Origin of the sequence: Paenibacillus sp. LHD-38, assembly GCF_031157315.1 — a bacterium.
In the GTDB taxonomy this organism is placed as follows: domain Bacteria; phylum Bacillota; class Bacilli; order Paenibacillales; family Paenibacillaceae; genus Pristimantibacillus.
The window spans coordinates 15,014-34,804 of the sequence record NZ_JAVIFU010000007.1 but is presented as its reverse complement, the minus strand read 5'-3'; the positions used below and the strand labels follow the sequence as shown (position 1 = coordinate 34,804).

Below are 19,791 nucleotides of genomic sequence, written 5' to 3'. Positions count from 1 at the left end.
AGTATCACTCCTTTCCGGTCACCTGTCTGTCCGCCATCGGCATCCGAATTCCCATCTTCTTAACGGTATCGATTGCCAGATCATAGCCGGCATCCGCATGGCGGACTATGCCCATGCCCGGATCGGTCGTCAAAACGCGTTCCAATCGCGCCTCCGCCTCCTTCGAGCCGTCCGCGACGACAACCATGCCGGCGTGAATGGAATAACCCATACCTACGCCGCCGCCTTGATGCAGCGATACCCAGCTTGCGCCGGCCGCCGTATTGAGGAGCGCGTTCAGAATCGGCCAATCCGCGACCGCATCGCTGCCGTCACGCATCGCCTCCGTCTCGCGATTTGGCGATGCCACGGAGCCTGCGTCAAGATGGTCGCGCCCAATCACGATCGGAGCCGACAGCTCCCCGGAAGCGACCATATCGTTAATGATTTGGCCGAACAACGCCCGCTCGCCGTAGCCAAGCCAGCAGATCCGGGACGGCAGGCCCTGGAAGGCGATTTTGGCCTGCGCCATTCGGATCCATTTACATAAACGTTCATTGTGGGCGAACGTCTTCAGGATCACTTCATCGGTCTTGTATATATCCTCTGGATCGCCAGATAACGCCGCCCAGCGGAACGGACCCCGCCCTTCGCAAAACTGCGGACGGATGTATTCGGGGACAAAACCCGGAAAAGAAAAGGCGTCCTCCACACCTTCATCGTAAGCAACCTGGCGAATATTGTTTCCGTAGTCGAAGGCGATGGCACCGAGCCGCTTCATCTCGAGCATCGCGTTCACATGCACAGCCATGCTCTCTTTTGCCTTCCTGACATAAGTCGCCGGATCTTCCCCGCGTTGCTTGCTGCCCTCCGCCAATGATAAGCCCGCCGGCAAATAACCATTCAGCGGATCGTGAGCCGAGGTTTGATCCGTTATAATATCCGGGATGAATCCGCGGCGCAGCATTTCCGGCAGTACCTCAGCCGCATTGCCGACCAGACCGATGGATAACGCCCGCCCCTCCGCCCTAGCCTCGACCGCAAGTGAGATCGCGTCATCCAGGCTTTCCAGTACGCAATCACAATAACTCGAATGAATTCGCTTCTCGATTCGTGTCTTGTCAACGTCGATCCCGATCAGTACGCCTTCGTTCATGGTGACGGCTAACGGCTGAGCACCTCCCATTCCGCCGAGGCCGGCCGTTACGGTAATCGTTCCTTTCAAAGTACCGCCGAAGTGCTGCCTGGCGCATTCAGCGAACGTCTCATAAGTGCCCTGAACGATGCCTTGACTGCCAATATAAATCCAGCTGCCTGCCGTCATCTGGCCGTACATCATAAGCCCCTTCCTGTCCAGCTCGTGAAAAGTATCCCAATTCGCCCATGCCGGCACCAGGTTCGAGTTGGCGAGCAGCACGCGCGGCGCGTCCCGGTGGGTCTGGAAGACCGCGACCGGCTTACCGGATTGCACCAGCATCGTCTCGTTGTCCTCCAGCTGCTTCAGCGTATCGATGATAGCATCGAAGCTCTCCCAATTTCGCGCGGCTTTACCAATTCCCCCGTAGACGACGAGCTTTCCCGGATATTCGGCCACCTCCGGATCCAGATTGTTCATCAGCATGCGCAGCGCCGCTTCTTGGACCCAGCCCTTCGTATTCAGCACAGCGCCGCGCGGCGCACGAACGACTCGTTCCTTCATAGCGTCAAACCTCCAATCCAATTATTCAATCCGGACGACGGACGCGATGGCTTCCCGCACATTGGTCTTTCTCATCCATTCCGCCATGACGCGAATATCGCCTGACAACACGCGGTCTTCATCCATGAAGCTCACATACTCGCGGCACTGGTCATAAATCCATTTCGTTCCCTTACCCAGATTCTCCTGACCGCGAAAATCGGCGGCTTGAGCTGCGCACAGCAGCTCGATAGCTAGCACCGAATAGGCGTTTAACACAATCTGATTCGCCTTGCGGGCCGCGATCGTCCCCATGCTGACGTGATCCTCCTGGTTCCCCGACGAGGGGATCGAGTCTACGCTTGCCGGATGCGCAAGCGACTTATTCTCGGACACTACCGCGGCAGCCGTATATTGGGCGATCATAAAGCCGGACTGGACGCCCCCGTCCTTCGCCAGAAAAGGAGGAAGCTTCTCGTTCAAAGACGGATTGACGAGTCTTTCGATACGGCGTTCCGAGATGCTGGCGAGCTCGGAAGCACTGATGGCAAGATGATCCATCGCTAAGGCGATCGGCTGACCGTGGAAATTACCTCCGGAAATGACACGATTCTCTGCAGCGAAAATAAGCGGATTGTCCGTTGCCGCATTCATTTCGATCTCCAGCTTCTCCTGGATATATCGCAGCGCGTCCCGGCTGGCGCCATGAACCTGCGGCGCGCAGCGGATCGAATAAGCGTCCTGCACGCGCAACTCTCCCTGCCCCGTCATCAACCGGCTGCCCTGCGTCAAACGCTGAATATTCGCGGCGGATTGTCCCTGTCCGGGATGCGGGCGAAGCGCGTGGGTAAACGGTTCGAAAGCGTCGCGAATGCCGCGAAGCGCCTCAGCCGTTAACGCCGCCGCACAATCCGCCCAACCAGCTAAATTGACGGCGTCATAACAAGCGAGCGCCCCGATCCCCGTCATCACCTGCGTCCCGTTAATCAAGGCGAGACCTTCCTTGGCCTCCAGCGCGATAGGCTTTAAGCCGGCTTGGGCCATCGCCTCGTTGCCAGGCAGCCGATCGCCGAGAAAGCAGGCTTCTCCTTCGCCGACCAGCACGAGCGCCAGATGCGACAACGGCGCTAAATCCCCGCTTGCCCCAAGCGATCCTTGCTCCGGGATGACCGGCGTCACTCCGGCATTCAACATATCAACCAGCAGTTGAACAACCCCCGGCCGGATGCCGGAATAGCCCAGCGATAAAGCATTTACGCGCAGCAGCATGGTCGCTCTTACCGCTTCCTCCGTCAGCGGCGGTCCAATCCCGCAGGCATGGCTTCGAATGAGATTCAGCTGCATCCGCTTCGTGTCTTCCGCCGAAATATAAGTATCACTGAATTTGCCAAAACCGGTCGTCAGCCCATATACCACCCGCTTCTCGCGAAGCAACTTCTCGACGTACGCCCGGCTAATCGCCATTTGATCAAGGCAGCTTTGACTGATTTGCACCCGCTCCTTATAGCGGGCTACCCGGATCACTTGTTCAAGGGTCATCGTACCGCCGTCAACGGACAGCGCATTTTCGTCCATTGGCAACATGTTGGCACCTGCCTTTCTCTGAGTAATTAAAAAAGCCAATACCCTGGGTAAGGTATCGGCTTCTAATCACTGGACACGGAATGGCTGTCTACTTCAGGCTCGACCGTTGCTTTTATTACGCTTTATGCTCTAATAGAATGATATGCCCTCGGTTTCTTCTTCATGCTCCTTCTGCTTTATGAGCAGATATCGTCTTTATTCCCTCTTCTTCATACTTAGAGAATTTCTATCATGCTTGCTTAATCGTATAGGTCATTCCAGGCAACGTATCAAAAATAATGACGCCATTCCCGGCATCTTGAAATGATATTGACAAGTTGTCGGTTTCCACTTCAATAGGTAATGCTGCCTTAACGCGGCAAACACCACCGTTTAACGACGTAATGATGGCTTTAATAAGCACACCGTTGCTCCAAGCCATATCTACCTCGAAACCGCCTCTTGCACGCAAGCCTTTTACTGATCCGGACTCCCAGGTATCTGGCAGCGCGGGAAGCAGATGAATGGAACCCGTATGCGATTGCATCAGCATTTCAGCAACACCTGCGGTAAATCCGAAATTACCATCGATTTGGAATGGCGGATGAGCACCGAACAGGTTCGGATAAACGCCTCCTCCTGTAACGCCAGCCTTATCTTCCCGCACCAAATTCAACACGTTGTCAATTAAACCGTGTGCGCGGTTCCCGTCCCCGAAACGAGCCCATAGGCTCAGCTTCCATGCAAGGCTCCATCCTGTACCGATATCGCTTCGTCTCTCTAGTGAGCGTTGTGCTGCTTTGAACATTTCAAGCTCCGAATCGGGAGTCAACTGACAACCGGGATAGACGCCATACAAGTGTGAAACATGACGATGATAAATATCTTGATCATCGAAATCATGAAGCCACTCCTGAAGCTGACCATGCTTCCCGATCTTGTACGGGGTTAACCTTGCTCTTGCATGGGCAAGTTCTTTCTGCAGAGCATCATCCGTTTCCAGTACACCTGCAGCTTCGATGCAGTTCGTAAATAATTCATAGATTAAGGCATGATCCATCGTTGCGCCTTTGCTCACAGCGGCCATTGAACCCTCTTCCGTAATAAATTTATGTTCAGGTGATGTCGAAGGCGAGGTTGCCAAACTTCCATCAGGCTCCTCCTGCAGCCAGTCGAGGCAGAAGAGCGCTGCTTCTTTCATAACCGGATAAGCCTTTTCCCGCAGATAAGCAATATCTCTGCCAAACGCATAATGCTCCCATAGATGCTGGCATAACCAAGGTGCGGCCATAAACCAGCTTGCCCAAGAGGGATCCCCTTCTCCGAAATCACCAACCGGCGTCGATTGACACCAGATATCGCTGTTATGATGGGCAACCCATCCTCGCGCTCCGTAATTTATACGTGCCGTATCCGCTCCCGTCTGTGACAGGTTTCTCGTAAATGTGAGCAGTGGTTCGTGACACTCGGATAAGTTACAAGTCTCGGCAAGCCAGTAATTCATTTCCGCATTGATATTTAACGTATAGTTGCTGCTCCATGGCGGCCTTACATCCTTGTTCCATATTCCTTGTAAATTAGCAGCCTGTGTTCCACTTCTAGAGCTGGAAATCAACAAATAACGGCCAAATTGAAATAATAGTTCTACGAGCTTCTTATCCTTTGATCCATACTGCGATATTCGAATGTCCGTCGGCTTGTCCGCATCTGTATTGGACTCTCCCAAATCTAGTGATACGCGTTGATATAAATGAAGATAATCTTTAAGATGCGAGTCGTATAAATGGGAATAGCTTTTCTCAAGCGCAGCAGTTAAAAATTTCTCTGCGATAGCTTCAGGGTCCACCCCGTCTGTGACGGGATTACGATCGAATCCATTAAAGCTGGTCGCAGCGCTGAATACGAGCGTCACGTTTGTTGCGGATTTCACATGCATACCATCGTGATCTGTAGATAAGCTTCCATCCTCGAGTTTAATGCCAAGCCTTCCGTCAAAATGAATACCTACATCTTCTCCATAAACGATCGGAGTGCTTGTGCGGTAATAATTCGGGTCAACATGTACCGGTGCATTTCCTTTCATCAGAATACGATCGGTCTTCCAGTCCGTATGATGCTGGAGAGGACTCCATAATTTCGCCGTAAAATTCAACATGCCTGGCGTGCTCGACTCCAAACGGATAATTAATGTCTGGTCCGGATTAGATATAAAACTAGTTCGCTTATAGATAACATCGCCGATCCTATATCGAACTATTGTAGCTGCCGTCTCTAGATCCAATTCGCGGGTGTAATCATCTGCTAGATTGCCGTGATAGAAATGAAGGCCCAAATCCCCCAAAGGCATATAAGACTGCGTATACGGCCCCATCGCTTCTTTGCTGAGCTCATCTGCTTCAACATACAATCCTTCATTTATTAAACGTCTAATTTCCGGAATTACCTTTAGCGCACCTGGATTTGTCCCGTCTTTCGGCTCACCGGACCAGAGAGAATCCTCGTTTAATTGCAACCGCTCCGTCTCGATTCCCCCGAAAACCATGGCTCCAAGCCGTCCGTTTCCGAGCGGCAGTGCTTCCGTCCATCTGGCCGCCGGCGTTTGATAAAATAACTTCAACGTTAATCACTCCTGCTCCGTTAATTGTTAGATCTGTCCTCACGATATTTGCCCGGCGTAACTCCTGTATACTTCTTAAACACTTTATTGAAGTAATGCCGATTTTCATAGCCTACCTTGCTGCCGATCATATTGACCGGAATCTGGTGGATCTCTACCAAAAGTTTTTTCGCTTCGTTGATACGCAAGGTATTCAAATAATGGATAAACGTCGCCCCGGTTTCTTTTTTAAATAGGCTGCAGATATAGTTCGGGTGCAGATTCATATATTCGGCGAGCATATCCAGCGAAAGTTCCTGCGAGTAATTCCTGTCGATGTAAGAGAGAATTTTGGCTGCATGGTGTCGATAATCGGAATCGGCATCAATGGGAAGCTCTTTGAATATCTGATGCAGCAATACGGCAATCTCATCCTTGTTGATCGGTTTGAGCAAGTAGTCTACGACGCCTGCGCGTATCGCCTTGCGCGCATATTCGAATTCATCATAACCGGTCAAAATAATAAACCGTTGACATAGATCGTGCTGCTTAGCTTCGTGGATCAATTCGAATCCATCTATCTCAGGCATATTGAGATCAGTTAAGGTAACATCAGGCTTATTATTCTTCATTAACTCCAGCGCTTCGTATGCGTTGTTGCCAGCAATGACCTCCGTTTGGTCGGGGGCGGCCTCTTTGACGATTTTGACGAGTCCCTGCAGGATTAAAGGTTCGTCATCCACAATCAATATTTTCATGTAACAGATACCGCCTTTTTCAATAGAAATAACGTCAATGTCGTGCCTTTCCCCCGCTCACTCTCGATCTCAAGACGAGACTCCCCGCCGTAGAATGCCTTGATTCGCTCACTCACGTTGTACAGCCCTAAGCCTCCCTCATCAGATTGAATCGCTTTTGCATCGAGTCCGCGCGTCAAGAGCGTTTGTATTCCTTCGAGCTTATCCATTGGAATGCCTGCTCCGTTGTCGGCAATGACGATGCGGACATACCCGTCGATCTCCTCGACGAGCAGCTTGATCTGGACCGGCCGAAGGACAGATAATCCATGGATGACGCTATTCTCGACAAGAGGCTGCAGCATAAACCGGGGGCATTGTATCTTGTCGGCCTGCGCAACAATCTCGAACTGATAGTCGAGCCGGTCCCGGACCCGCATCTTGTGAATGTTCAAATAAAACATGACCGTTTCGATCTCGCTCCTGAGCACAGTATCGTCTTTCTGAGAAGACAAACTATACCGCATAAGTCGCCCGAACCAATACGAAATGTCAGCGACTTCTTTATCATTGTTGGCTTCCGCCAGCATCCGGATCGTTTCGAGCGTGTTATATAGAAAATGCGGCTTGATCTGCGCCTGAAGCACCTTATACGCCGCTTCCTTGTTTAGGATTTCGGCACGGTGGACATTGTTAATGAGTTCATCCATGCGCTGAATCATCGCATTATAGGTTGAAGTAAGAAACCCAATCTCGTCTTGGTTGTCCTGACGGTTGATCATTACTTTTAGGTTATCGTCGCGAATCGTCCGCATATGCCGCGCCAATCGCAGGATACGTTTGGCAATCGTCGATGCGAGGAAATAATAGATAACCGATAGAACGACGAGAAGAACGACAATCGCTGCGATTAGGAACATTTCCTTCCGTCTCACCGTTTGAAATACGTCTTCGACCTGACCGGTAACCACGACTCGAACGCCCAAATCCTCGATGTACAATTGATTGACAATCGACTTGCGGGTAATGAAATAGCCGTCGGCATCCCGGCCTGCGATCAATTCCATCAACGCACGGTTATCGGCAGTCGAATGCCGGCCTGTAGAGAATAACAAATCGCCTTCCTCCGAGAACAACAAGGCGCTCCAATGGTTTCCGGCGCCTGCCGCCTCATAAAACTTCCGAATCATTTCGTGGCTGATCCTGATTTCGAGCAAGCCTATTTTCTCAGTAATATAGTTATTATAAATATCCTGATAGTATATAAATGAAGGCTCGGATTGTCCGTCCGCCTGCCGAATCCATATCCCGCTTCCCGGCTTCAAATGATCGATGACTGGCCGCAATGCTGGATCAATGTCATCTTTATCCAGAAATTGCTTTGCAATCGGGAAGACCTCATCCTTTCGTTTATAGATCATGATGGATTCGATTTCGCTGTTGACGAACATCGATTGGGTAAACAATGGACTTATGTATCTAAGATAGGCGTATACGCTTTCAGATTCGCTTTCATACATCCCGTCCAAATAATCGGTTACGTAAGGATTGTACTGAAGCAGCCTGTGTATCGATTCAATTCGGACCATATCCGCCCGCAAGTTGGAATAGGCTTGTTCGAGAATCTTTTGCCGCCCGTCGACGAGCTGATGCGTTAAGTTTCCGTAGATTTGGTTGTAGTAATAGATCCCGAATACAATCACGGGGATGAAAATGATGACGACATATCCTAGAATGATCTTCCTGACAATGCTCATGACCGCTCCCCCCTGCATCATTCCTCATCTGTTCCTTTTCAGGGTATCATGAGCCCGCAAAATCCGGTAGAGGCTTCGAAGGCCCCTACCGGATTATTCGCGTTATTTAAACAAAGATTGTTTCTCCTCGAACGTTTTGTTGGCCCAAGCGTCAAGCTTTTGCAGCCCGATCTTCTCGGCGGTTTTCATCATCGTTTCATAGCTCCGAACGGCCTCTTCTTCGGATTTCGCGAGATAGATCTTCACTTTCTCATTAGTAACCATCTCGTCGATCTTTGTTTTGATCGTTTTTTCTTCAGAATCGGCTTTGACCTGAATCATTCCGACCTCCGGTTTGTACGTAGTAATCGCCTTCGTCTCCAGCAAAGCCTGGGTTGTTTGGGTACCCGGTACATACCCCCAAAGTCCCTCTACAATGGCATCCGAATAAAGGAACCACCATTTAATGCCGTTACTGTTGACGAAATCGGAGTCAGCTGTATTGTATTTTAGATTCGGATACCCCTCTTCGTTCCATGTCCAATGTTCGCCTTCGATGCCGAACATGGTAAGTTTCTTTCCTTCGTCACTGGCGAGGAACTGCAGCAGTTTGATTGATTTCTCAGGATTTTTGTTGTTTTTCGTAATGAAAGTGCCGGACCAGCCCACCCCGGTATTCACGCGCACGGCTTCTTCCGATAGCGCGCTCGGGATCATCTTAAACGTATAAGCCGCACCGTTCTGCTTGGTGGAGATGTTGTCGCGTTCCGCAATGCTGACCGTATGGCTATGCGCGAAGGCTTTTCCGCTGACCGCGTATTCATCATCAATTTGATCGTTGGCGTGCGCGAAATTTTCCGCCAGAATATATCCGTTGCGGTATAGGCTGTTCATAAACTTGAAGAATTCAAGCATTTTGGGATGTTTAAGGTAATACTCTGCTTTCCCTTCTTTTTCGTACCAGGATCCAAAGCCGGCTTCGATGCCAAACTGTGTCATGAAATAAGATTCGATCCAGTTTTTATCCATGACGAGGGGAACCAACTCGGGATGTTTCTCCTTCACCATGCCCAGAAGCTTTACAAAGTCGTCCAGTGTTTTCAATTCCGGGTTGCCAAGTTCGTTCATAATGTCCTCGCGCACGGCTATACCCGGGTTGCCGTCATTGCCTAGCGCATACTTGTTGGTCTCCCATTCCTGCTCAGTCGCAAACGCATTACGTATGGTATAGAAATTGCCGTCTTCCATCGTATTAATCGCGATCCGCGTGGGATCGATTTCAAAATTCGGTGCATACTTCTCGACCAGTTCATTCCATGGATGCGAAATGTTCGAATTAGAGAGCCTGTCAATATCGGAGGCTGTGAAAATCAGATCGGGCAAATCGCCGGATGCGATCATAAGCGGCAGCTGTTTGTCATCCGTAGCTACTGTAACCTTGAGCTTAACGCCGGTTTTCTCAGTGATTTTATCAGCCACCGATCCTTTCCATTCTTTTATAGGGTACCAACTGTGGTTAATGAATAACGTCAATTCTTCGACATCCTGATTGCCGGCAGCCGTTTCGGTGTCCGAATTGTCGGCGCCTGGCTCCTCGGCCGAAACATTGGCGCCCTTGTTGTTGCCCTTGTTGTTGCCCTTATTGCTGCCTTCTCCCGAGTTACCTCCGCTGCATGCGGACAAAATAGTCAGCAACATGATAATGGACAGCGACAGTACCAACCGTTTTGTTCGTTGACCTCGCATCAAGAAAACCCCTCCATGTTTTGTTGTTTATATTATCAAAGCGGGTGCTTTAATAACGATATTGACGATCGACTAACCTTTTACCGACCCCAGCATGATGCCTTTAACGAAATACTTTTGCAAAAAAGGATAAACACAAACGATGGGGGCGATCGAAACCACCATGGATGTAACCTGCAGCGAATAATTAGTGACGCCGGACGCGCTGGCCGCGGCACCTACAGACTCAATCGGGATGTTGCTCTTGTTGATAATTTCCATCATCCTGAAGGTCAGCGTCCTCAGAGAGTCCGATTGCACGAAATATGCCGAATCCAGCCACGAGTTCCATTGTCCCACCCCGAGAAATAGCGACATGGTCGCAAGAAGAGGGGTTGAAACCGGAAGAATAATTTTAAAGAAAATTACGAATTCATTAGCCCCGTCTATATATGCAGATTCTTTTAGCTCAAGGGGTATTTCCCGAAAAAAAGATATTGCGATCAGCAAAAAGAAGGTACTAAGCATCGATGGAATAACATAAACACCGAACGTATTCAGAAGTCCGACCGATCGCAGTACGACGTAATAAGGGATCAGTCCGCCCGAGAAGTACATGGCAAAAATGATTACGGCAAAGTAACCTTTGCTAAACAGAAGGTCCTTATGCGACAATCCGTAAGCGACTAGAGAGGTGAACAACACGCCGAGCAGCGTTCCTACTCCGGTACGGGCAACGGTAATGAGCAGTGAATTATACCAATTGGAATCCGTAAGGAATGTGGCATAGTTCTCCAATGAAAAGCTTCTGGGCCATAAATAGATGCCGCCTAGCAAGGAGTCCTTGCCTTGATTGAACGAAATGACCAGTACGTAATAAAATGGATATAAAGTTGCGATCATGATGCAGAACAATAAAACGTAAATGACGCTGTCCAGCAGCATATCCTTCTGTTTCTGAGTTGTCAGCAAATGACTGCCCTCCTTGACTTCAAAATAGACTCGAGCCCGAAACTCTCTTCGCAATGTAATTGCTGGAGAAGATCAGCAAAACGGAAATAATCGACTGGATCAGATCGATTGCGGCAGCGTAGGAGAATCTGCCATCCGCCAACCCGACCTTGAATGCATAGGTTTGTACGATTTCCGACGTCGGGTTATTGACATCGTTGCCGAGCAAGTAGGCTTGTTCGAAGTTGGATCCTACCAGTCCGCCGCCAAGAATACTGCCAATTGTCAGAATTAGCACCACAACAATCGTTCCTTTGATGCCAGGAAACGTAACATGTCGAATTCGGGACAGTCTTCCCGCGCCATCGATTTGAGCCGCCTCATAAAGCGCAGGATTGATGCCTGCTATCGCCGCCAGGAAAATAATCGTCCACCAGCCCATTTCCTTCCACACCGCGCTGCCGACAGCTAGTCCCCAGAAATAGTTCGCGTTTGTGAGGATATCCAGCGGCATGTCAATGAGACCGATTTTGACCAGTAACTTGTTTATGATCCCGATATCGGCTGATAGAAAAGAGAACGCGATGCCTACCACAACGACCCACGAAATGAAATGCGGAAGATAGCTTACCGTTTGCACAAACCGTTTGAACGCCATGTGTCTTACTTCATTCAGTAAAATCGCGAACAAAATAGGTGCCGGAAACGCGAAGATCACTTTGAGGAAGCTTAGGACGAGCGTGTTTCTAACAATTTGACCAAATCGATAATCATTGACGAATTCGTCAAAATATTTAAGTCCCACCCAATCGCTCGTAAAAATCCCCTTTATGCCGGTGACGATCGAGTAGTCTTTGAAAGCCATCACAACCCCGAACATCGGCGTGAAGGAAAATATCAGCAGGAATACCATGCCCATTCCCACAAATAATTGAAGCACAATTTGTTTTTTGAAGCGCTTCCATATCTGCTGGTGGCGTTTTGCTTTAAACGGTGTTGCCAAATCTGTCTCAAAGTTCATATGCTATCCTCCTTTGTGTTAATCTTACTCTCCTGCTCTAGCGTTTAAAAGACAACATTCTTAAGAAAGCGTTGTCATTTTTTAAGGCCAAATACACTGAGCTTCGTGAATTTCGAACCTAAATCAAGGCTAAATTCAACTCTTTTTTGGGGAGTATAATGGAAATGACCTCTTCATTTTTGTGATCTAGATACATAATGAGCAGCTGCCGCGTGATATGCTCTGCGTCCGCTCATCCCCGCCATGATGATGGATGTCGACCAAAGTTTTTAAGATCCATGATTTCACCTATTATAAAATACGGTTCCCCTTTTACGGGGCATTCTTGTCCATGTGAATAATTGTATTCTCAGTGCCCACCTTATCCACGATAAAATCTGCCTCGGTACCGAGGATAGGATATCGATCAGCGTAATCTCATTGACTTCATAGTCCGTGCCGATTGGATCATGCAAAGACTAAGTTCTTTTCTTAAGCGACTTCAAGTGCATATGTATTCATTATCAATACTACGAGCTTTGCTCAGCCTATTAAAAAAATGGAAAATAAAGTAGAATGAAAAGGGAATTCCGACCATGAATTAGGTTCAATATGGCTCTGTGCGCAGCTCCAGCTGTGTGTATACCTCGGCCTTTCAAGGTTTATGCAGAGGTTAACGATGCCTGCGGCATAATATAAGCCCTACATGCATCAGCCGCATTCGACTTCATACTTAGTACCTTCAAAGAAATGGATATATAACCAATTTTGAAAGTTATTTTTTTTCGTTTAGCTACTCAAATCAAACATTGAAAATGGTGAATAACGATGAATCGACAAAAAACTATACTTATCATAGAAGACGAGAAGGATATCTCGCGCATTCTAAGGGACTATTTAACTAAGAACAAATTCGAGACTGCTATCGCAGGAAATGGGAAAGACGGCTTGCACATGATGGAGCTTCTGCAGCCGGATTATATTATTCTCGATATAATGCTTCCGGATATAGACGGCATAGATCTTTGCAGAGAAATTCGCGAGAAAAGCAACGTCCCTATCCTTATTTTAAGCGCCAGAGGGAGTGATACCGATAAAGTCCTTGGCCTTGGTTTCGGTGCGGATGACTATATGACAAAGCCCTTCTCATTAAGCGAATTATTAGCCCGGATCAATGCCCACTTCCGCCGATATGAAAGCATGGCTGTCGCGCAGCAAGATCCTCACTCGCTAAGTCTGGGAAATCTCGTTATCGACAAAAAGGCTTACAAAGTAACGGTTGACGGCAAAGAGGCTGCCCTCTCCGCGAAAGAGTTTGAGCTGCTCTATCATTTGGCCAGCCATAAAAACCAGGTGTTCTCCAAAACCCAATTGCTAGATGCGGTTTGGGGATATGACTCTTACGGTGACGAGAATTCGGTTACGGTTTATATACGCAGGCTGCGGGAGAAAATCGAAGCGGATCCATCCCATCCTGCCTATCTGAAGACAGTATGGGGCGTAGGATATAAGTTCAGTCTGGACTAAGCATACGATTGGAGATGACACATGTCTTTGAGCCTTTGGTTAAAAAAATGGTTAACAGCCGTTACGGTAATTCTTATCATCATGACCGCATGCATTGCTTGCTTGCTTCTCTATATTTTTAATAATGACAGTGAATCCAACCCAAAATACGTCATTAACCAAGCACGGTTGGCGGTGAACCCCATCCTTCTCTATTTGGAGCAGAACAGCGGAGATATCAGAAACAAGAAGGTACAAGAGACTTTGGACACGATGTCTACACACAACGAAATGAACATGATATATGCGGAATTGGACGGAACGGTTGCCTTCACCTCCTTTCAGTCCATGCCGGCTCCCCGCTTGAACCTGAGTACTTCTCTGCACTATGATTTGCATGATGCGGAACAAGAGGGCAACCTCTTTAAAATTGCTTTTCCCGTCATAGACGAAGTATCCCGAACGCAAACCGGAAACGCCCTATTTTACCTGCCTAAAGACATGGTTTATAGCCAAAAATCCAATCATATTCCTCTTGCTATATTTTTTCTCGCGATTTCATTTTCCCTAATATTAGCAATTATGCTGATTATGGTAAGAAACAAAATCAAGCACCATCTTATCTCGCCCATTCATACGCTTAAGCACCATTCCGAAGCGATCTTAAAAGGAAATTACGAGGAGAAAACCAATTATGCCCGAATGGATGAGCTAGGCGACCTATATGCCACGTTCGACCAAATGAGAATGGAAATTAAGCATCTAAGCACACAGAGAGTCAAACATTTGAAAGCGCAGAAAGAGCTGATTACAAATATCTCTCATGAGATCAAAACACCTCTTACTACCATAAAAGCCTATATTGAAGCGATACTAGAGGGAGTGTGTCCAGATACAGAAACGATGATGGAATATGTCGAAGTGATGCGGAGCAACACGGACAAAATGGCCCGGCTCATAGAGGACCTGCTCATTCATGCCTTGCAGGAGCTGGGCCAAATTTCAGTAGATCCTAAGGAGCAGTATAGTTTGAACGTCCTTCAGGATATTTTAAAACCGATTGGCCATTATGTGCGCACAAACGGCGTGAACTACATCGAGTCCCAGGACATACCGAATGTACTCATCCCGATCGACGCCGTCCGCATAGAGCAGGTCATTACGAATCTTGTATCCAATGCACTAAAGCACACCTCGCGGGGCGACACCATCCGGATTGGCGTAGAGCTTGCGTCCGCACAGCTGAAATTCACCATTACGGATTCAGGAAGAGGCATCTTGCCACAGGACATGCCTTTTCTATTCGAGCGTTATTTCAGAGGAAAAGCGAAAACAGAGGGCAATACCTTCGCCCAAGAGGGCACAGGACTCGGCCTTTCAATTTGCAAGACCATCATTGAGGCGCATGGGGGTTCCATTTCCTTCAAGAGCAAGGAGGGACAAGGAACTACATTCCATTTTACACTCCCGTTATGCTAAGTTTCCACTGTAATAGTTTATTAATAACTTGATAAGCTTTTTTAAAGATCGAGGATCTATACTATTACTTACATAGAAACTGGGAGTGATAACCAATGGCTAAGAAAGCGATTATTCATGCAAGAAATCTTTGCAAAACCTACAACACCGGCAATGAGCAGTATCATGCGATTCGGAATCTTGATCTGGAGATTCACGAAGGGGAGTTCACCGTCATTATGGGGAATTCCGGATCGGGTAAATCCACCTTGCTCTATCTGTTAAGCGGGCTCGATAACGTCACAGCCGGCGAGGTATATTTCCGCGATCAGCGCATTGACCAATATAACGAAAAAGAACTTTCCGACTTTCGCACCAGGAAAATCGGTTATATCTATCAAAGCATCAACTTGGTTCCGGATCTTTCGATCCTGGACAATGTTTCGTTGCCTGGTTACATTGCCGGGAACAAAAAAAATAAAGTAAAGGCCAAAGCACATGAGCTAATCAATGCCATGGGCATTGAAGGCCAAAACAACCGGCTTCCCTCTCAAACCTCGGGCGGGCAGCAGCAGCGCGCCGCCATTGCCAGAGCGTTAATTAATTCCCCCGACATCATCTTCGCGGATGAGCCTACCGGAAGCTTGAATTACGACCACGGCAAAGCCGTTCTTGATATTCTGACCAAGATGAACCGACAAGGCCAGACTGTCGTCATGGTTACCCATGACATTAAGGCCGCTTGCCGGGCCGACCGGCTGATCTTTATTAGAGACGGCAAGATCGGCGGCATCCTTGAATTCGAGAAGTTCGACGACAAGAATACCCTGGACAGAGAATCCATGATCTTTTCTTTCGTTTCGGGGAAGGAGTAATCTTGATGTCTGCCGTTTGGACGCTTAGCTTGTCATACCTCAAAAAGAGCAAAATACAGAACCTGTTCATTGCACTGCTCATCCTGTTATCCACCCTGCTTGTCGCTACAGCAACCATTATCATTTCAAACACTGGAAATCTGTTTACCGATATGCACAACCAGACCAATGGCTCCCATCAAATCCTAACCTTCGAGAAAGGGCTTCATAATCCCGAGCTTATCCATCAATGGTGGGAATCACAAACAGGCGTCGATGTATCGAGTCTCATGCGCTACCGCACCTTATCGGGGATTACCCATCAAGAGCAAGATATTCCGAATCTTTATTTATTCATGATGGATATGCCGAAGCTTCCTATTGGCGTTGATAAGCTTGTTTTTGCAGAGGGCCAGCAAAGTGCCAGACCGGAGAAGGGCACGGTATGGGTTCCGACTTCCATGGCTTACGCCAATAATATTGCCGTCGGCGATACCATTGGTTTCAATACCGGCAAGGCGCCTTTGGAGCTAAAGGTATCCGCTATCGTCATTGATGTTCCCTACGGAGCACCGTTTACGAACACGGCACGCGTATGGATGAATAGCGAGGATTATCAGAGCAAGTTCACTGCACTTGAGGGTGAAGACAACTATATGATGGGATTGCGCTTTGATGATTACAGCGCGAACACCGGTTATTGGGATCGCTTCACGAGCGAGCTTGGCACTCCTTTCTTGGAATCCAAAATGGAATTCGAGGGCATATCCTCCTTCTATCTGATCATTAATCAGATTATAGGCTTTGTCATGATTTTCCTTGGTTTAGTCATGATGCTTATTGCGCTAATCACAATCGGCTTCACGATTTCTGATGCGATTCTTGCCAATTACAAAACGGTAGGCGTTTTGAAATCATTAGGGCTGACCTCTCGTCGAACGATCAGCACCTATGTCATTCAATATGGCTTCCTGTCTGTCATTGCGATAATTCCCGGATTGGCGCTAAGTACCATGCTGTCCAAAGTTATCATCAATCTTTCTGTATCCTCACTTCGAACGGACCATTCTGATCTCAACATTCAAGGAATCGGCGCTGCCCTTCTCGTCGGACTGCTTTTATTTGTACTCGTTCTACTGTGCGTCGTCTTATATGCCAAGAAAGCACGTTCCGTGCAGCCGGTACAAGCGATACGCTACGGCATATCCGAGATGGAAAACAACAAAATAAAATCAAGGATGAATTCGACCGGCGCGCGCAAAATCGGTTTAAGAAACCTGATTAAAAATCTGAAGGGCTCTGCTTTAATGCTTGTATTGACCCTGATGGCATCCTCGGTGCTTGTGCTAGGATATGTGGTGCTGAGCAGCATCATTGGGATCCAGCAAACAGCGGCGAAATGGGGCTATGATTCAGCCAACATTGCAGCCATGGTTATCAATAAATCCACCTTCCCGCGTGCTGAATTCGAGAAGGCCTTGACCTCCGATTCCCGAATTAAAGACTTTGGGTGGCAGGGCAATCTGACCGCTATCGTCAATTCGGAACCCGCTCCGAACATGGGGAAAACTAACGCTCCTAACCTAAGCATCTATTTAAGCGTATTGGATGGAAGCTACGAGAAGTTTGGTTTCGCGACGGTGACAGGCCATAACCCTCGCCAAAAGAACGAAATCGCTATTGGAGTAAATGTGGCGAGGAGCTTGGACAAAAAACTGGGCGATGTTATCGAGGTGTATATCGAAGGCAAGAAACAATCCCTGATCATCACAGGCATTTATCAAGCGATCTCGAATATGTCCAATTCCGCTCGAATGACCATCGAGGGAGTAAGAACGGTTAGCCCTGGCTACAACGAAATGGATGTCGCCTTCATTAACGTGAACAGTCTATCGCAAGCCGATGCAGTCGTCCGCGATCTGAATGACGGATTCAAGGAGTCAACCTCTGTCGTAACGCAGCAGACGCTTCTCGATTCCGTCTTCAAGGAAGCCGCTAATATTCTAATCTACCCGATGAGCCTGATGGGACTGCTCTTTATTTTCGTGACCTTTATTATTATTTACAGCACCTGCCGCATTAATATTCGGATTGAGAGCAAAACCTATGGTATTTATAAATCGATAGGCATGACCTCCAACCGAATCCGATTGTCCATCACTCTAGGCATAACCGCTCTAGCGGCCGTAGGAGCCCTGCTAGGCATAGTAGCAGGCGTTTACCTGCTCCCTGTCCTATTAGAAACTATTCTATCGAGCTACGGTATTGTTCAATTAAAGGTCATTCTAAACTGGGGCGGTATTATAGCCGTGGCTTGCATAAGCATTCTGTCAGCTGCGCTCGGCTCATGGGCATCATCCAAAGTCATTCGGAAAGCTTCGCCTCGAATTCTTGTAGTTGAATAACAGGCATCAGCTAAGCGAAGGAGGTGACAAACGAGGGACTGCCTTCTCCACTCGCTTTTATCTCTCGATTTCCGGTAGCTTTGGTACACACTGGTTGAAGCTGCCATCCTTCATAAGACCAACTGCGGTAGTGAAAATGGTGAATTTCAAATATCGGAAATAGAGGTTCGTTTTCAGCAGCCCTTCCACCTGATGAGGCTCTGCCCCTCTCCCTCTTAAACAGATGATTCACGCAAAATTTCCATTCACGGGAGTAGATTCGGATTTAATGGAACATAAATATGTTTATTGGGACAAAGAGCGCGAAAAAGCCGGGCGACAATCAGGAGAAGATCCTGATTATCACACGGCTTGGCTGTAAATAGAAAGACTGCCGAGAATCTCTCTACAGTCCTTACGCTACCTGTACTATATCCTACATTATTCTCTACAGAAACTAAATTGGCGTTCGGCATGCTAAATGGATACCGGAATTCTGCGCATCAATACCGATCAGGCAGCCACCCCTGCTCAATGCTCTTGCCCATATCCCAGCTGTCCCAGCCTTCTGACGCTGAATCGCCGACCGTATCCAACAGTAATTTGTAGCTCCAGTAAAACCAACCCTGCCCCTTCTCCCAAGCTTGCAGTTGCGCGTTAGCAATTTTCATATAGAGGCGCTTCCGCTCTTCTTCGTTCATTTCTTTCAGGCCCTCGGTATTGTTAAAGAGGCACCACTCTCCAACGATGACCGGGAAATAGGCCTGCATCTCGGTAACATCTTTAGCGAAGTTATTATCGATGTAATGGATGTAGGCATCCAAATTCTTCTCACAGCCCATTACTTCTGCTATCATCAGATACAAATGCGTATCGAGAACAATATTTACAAACTCCTCTTGTCTCATGAAGTCCTTCCACTCGTGGAGCCGGAACCCGTCATGGAATACAATAACCTTATCTACCGGTAAATACTTCCTCATTCTTTGGTAGGCCTCAATATAGAAGTTTCGCAGAAACTCGCTCGGTACCGGACCGGAACCCTCCGCCTCTTCCTTATCGACTGCCGGATAGCGATCGATGACAAGATTCCACACTTCTTCAGAAATAGGCTCATTGAGGATCTCAATGCCCCATAATCCTTCCCTAGTTCCATAGCGCTGCGCCAGACGCTCCAGCAGTGTCAGCACAAACTCCACTGCCTCCGGATTCTGGCTCCATTTGCACACTCCGCAAATTCCGCCGTTGTCAAAACCATTCTGGCTCCCCGGAACCGTATGCAGGTCGATCAGAATCTGAAGATGGTATTTCTCTGCCCAGTTGAATGCCTTGTCTAGATACTCTACGCAACCTACAAATGGTTCTACATCCCCGAAGATAAAATAGGGAACGGGGATACGTATAGTGTTTAATCCTTTGCTTGCAATATAAGCAAAGTCACGTTCCGTAATGTAGGTAGCTCTGTGTTGGGTATATCTGTCGACTTTTATATCATGGGGCAAAGTTCTGCATAGCCATGTTTCATCTTCGCATTCTGTTCCAGAGAACATAACGGGATTCATCCATTTTTCCAAGACAAGCCAATTCCCTAGGTTAACACCTTTGATTTGTTTCATTTTGGTTC

General features: G+C 48.0%; 13 protein-coding genes. 4 read left to right on the top strand and 9 right to left on the bottom strand.

The window, feature by feature from the left end:
- Positions 1-4: 4 nt before the first annotated feature.
- The 8 genes from hutU to RCO25_RS07880 form a co-directional block, all read right to left on the bottom strand.
- Complete coding sequence (hutU, locus tag RCO25_RS07915; RefSeq protein ID WP_308995600.1) at positions 5-1,678, bottom strand: urocanate hydratase; 1,674 nt, start codon at positions 1,676-1,678, stop codon at positions 5-7.
- Positions 1,679-1,699: 21 nt separating this feature from the next.
- Complete coding sequence (gene hutH / locus RCO25_RS07910; RefSeq protein WP_308995599.1) at positions 1,700-3,241, bottom strand: histidine ammonia-lyase; 1,542 nt, start codon at positions 3,239-3,241, stop codon at positions 1,700-1,702.
- A gap of 229 nt (positions 3,242-3,470) precedes the next feature.
- Positions 3,471-5,837 (bottom strand): glycoside hydrolase family 95 protein, encoded by a 2,367-nt coding sequence (locus tag RCO25_RS07905; RefSeq protein WP_308995598.1) that lies wholly within the window; start codon positions 5,835-5,837, stop codon positions 3,471-3,473.
- 20 nt (positions 5,838-5,857) lie between these two features.
- Entirely contained in the window at positions 5,858-6,574 is a 717-nt protein-coding gene (locus RCO25_RS07900; RefSeq protein ID WP_308995597.1) for a response regulator transcription factor, read from the bottom strand.
- On the bottom strand, positions 6,571-8,310 hold the full coding sequence (locus RCO25_RS07895; RefSeq protein ID WP_308995596.1) for a sensor histidine kinase: 1,740 nt from the start codon (positions 8,308-8,310) through the stop codon (positions 6,571-6,573). Before RCO25_RS07895 ends, RCO25_RS07900 begins: the two co-directional genes overlap by 4 nt.
- A 102-nt stretch (positions 8,311-8,412) precedes the next feature.
- Positions 8,413-10,035 carry an extracellular solute-binding protein gene (locus RCO25_RS07890; RefSeq protein ID WP_308995751.1) on the bottom strand — a complete coding sequence of 541 codons (1,623 nt, stop codon included), beginning with the start codon at positions 10,033-10,035 and terminating at the stop codon, positions 8,413-8,415.
- Positions 10,036-10,107: 72 nt separating this feature from the next.
- The gene (locus tag RCO25_RS07885) at positions 10,108-10,959 is read right to left on the bottom strand and encodes a carbohydrate ABC transporter permease (RefSeq protein WP_374992082.1); all 852 of its coding nucleotides are present in this window, start codon (positions 10,957-10,959) and stop codon (positions 10,108-10,110) included.
- A 46-nt stretch (positions 10,960-11,005) separates the two neighbouring features.
- Entirely contained in the window at positions 11,006-11,986 is a 981-nt protein-coding gene (locus RCO25_RS07880) for an ABC transporter permease (RefSeq protein ID WP_308995594.1), read from the bottom strand.
- A gap of 807 nt (positions 11,987-12,793) precedes the next feature.
- Between RCO25_RS07880 and RCO25_RS07875 the strand changes: the two genes are divergently transcribed.
- From RCO25_RS07875 to RCO25_RS07860, 4 genes are all read left to right on the top strand, one after another.
- The gene (locus tag RCO25_RS07875) at positions 12,794-13,492 is read left to right on the top strand and encodes a response regulator transcription factor (RefSeq protein WP_308995593.1); all 699 of its coding nucleotides are present in this window, start codon (positions 12,794-12,796) and stop codon (positions 13,490-13,492) included.
- A 21-nt stretch (positions 13,493-13,513) separates the two neighbouring features.
- Positions 13,514-14,950, top strand: coding sequence for a sensor histidine kinase (locus RCO25_RS07870; RefSeq protein WP_308995592.1), 1,437 nt, complete (start codon positions 13,514-13,516; stop codon positions 14,948-14,950).
- A 95-nt stretch (positions 14,951-15,045) separates the two neighbouring features.
- Complete coding sequence (locus tag RCO25_RS07865; RefSeq protein WP_308995591.1) at positions 15,046-15,804, top strand: ABC transporter ATP-binding protein; 759 nt, start codon at positions 15,046-15,048, stop codon at positions 15,802-15,804.
- A gap of 5 nt (positions 15,805-15,809) precedes the next feature.
- Complete coding sequence (locus RCO25_RS07860; protein WP_308995590.1) at positions 15,810-18,188, top strand: ABC transporter permease; 2,379 nt, start codon at positions 15,810-15,812, stop codon at positions 18,186-18,188.
- A 482-nt stretch (positions 18,189-18,670) separates the two neighbouring features.
- Here the strand turns inward: RCO25_RS07860 and RCO25_RS07855 are convergent, their stop codons facing one another.
- On the bottom strand, positions 18,671-19,783 hold the full coding sequence (locus RCO25_RS07855) for a glycoside hydrolase family 5 protein (protein WP_308995589.1): 1,113 nt from the start codon (positions 19,781-19,783) through the stop codon (positions 18,671-18,673).
- Between the last annotated feature and the right edge of the window lie 8 nt (positions 19,784-19,791).

Coding starts and splice junctions, on each gene's coding strand:
- hutU (WP_308995600.1), bottom strand. CDS start 1,678: ATGAAGGAACGAGTCGTTCGTGCGCCGCGCGGCGCTGTGCTGAATACG.
- hutH (WP_308995599.1), bottom strand. CDS start 3,241: ATGTTGCCAATGGACGAAAATGCGCTGTCCGTTGACGGCGGTACGATG.
- RCO25_RS07900 (WP_308995597.1), bottom strand. CDS start 6,574: ATGAAAATATTGATTGTGGATGACGAACCTTTAATCCTGCAGGGACTC.
- RCO25_RS07895 (WP_308995596.1), bottom strand. CDS start 8,310: ATGAGCATTGTCAGGAAGATCATTCTAGGATATGTCGTCATCATTTTC.
- RCO25_RS07890 (WP_308995751.1), bottom strand. CDS start 10,035: ATGCGAGGTCAACGAACAAAACGGTTGGTACTGTCGCTGTCCATTATC.
- RCO25_RS07885 (WP_374992082.1), bottom strand. CDS start 10,959: ATGCTGCTGGACAGCGTCATTTACGTTTTATTGTTCTGCATCATGATC.
- RCO25_RS07880 (WP_308995594.1), bottom strand. CDS start 11,986: ATGAACTTTGAGACAGATTTGGCAACACCGTTTAAAGCAAAACGCCAC.
- RCO25_RS07875 (WP_308995593.1), top strand. CDS start 12,794: ATGAATCGACAAAAAACTATACTTATCATAGAAGACGAGAAGGATATC.
- RCO25_RS07870 (WP_308995592.1), top strand. CDS start 13,514: ATGTCTTTGAGCCTTTGGTTAAAAAAATGGTTAACAGCCGTTACGGTA.
- RCO25_RS07865 (WP_308995591.1), top strand. CDS start 15,046: ATGGCTAAGAAAGCGATTATTCATGCAAGAAATCTTTGCAAAACCTAC.
- RCO25_RS07860 (WP_308995590.1), top strand. CDS start 15,810: ATGTCTGCCGTTTGGACGCTTAGCTTGTCATACCTCAAAAAGAGCAAA.
- RCO25_RS07855 (WP_308995589.1), bottom strand. CDS start 19,783: ATGAAACAAATCAAAGGTGTTAACCTAGGGAATTGGCTTGTCTTGGAA.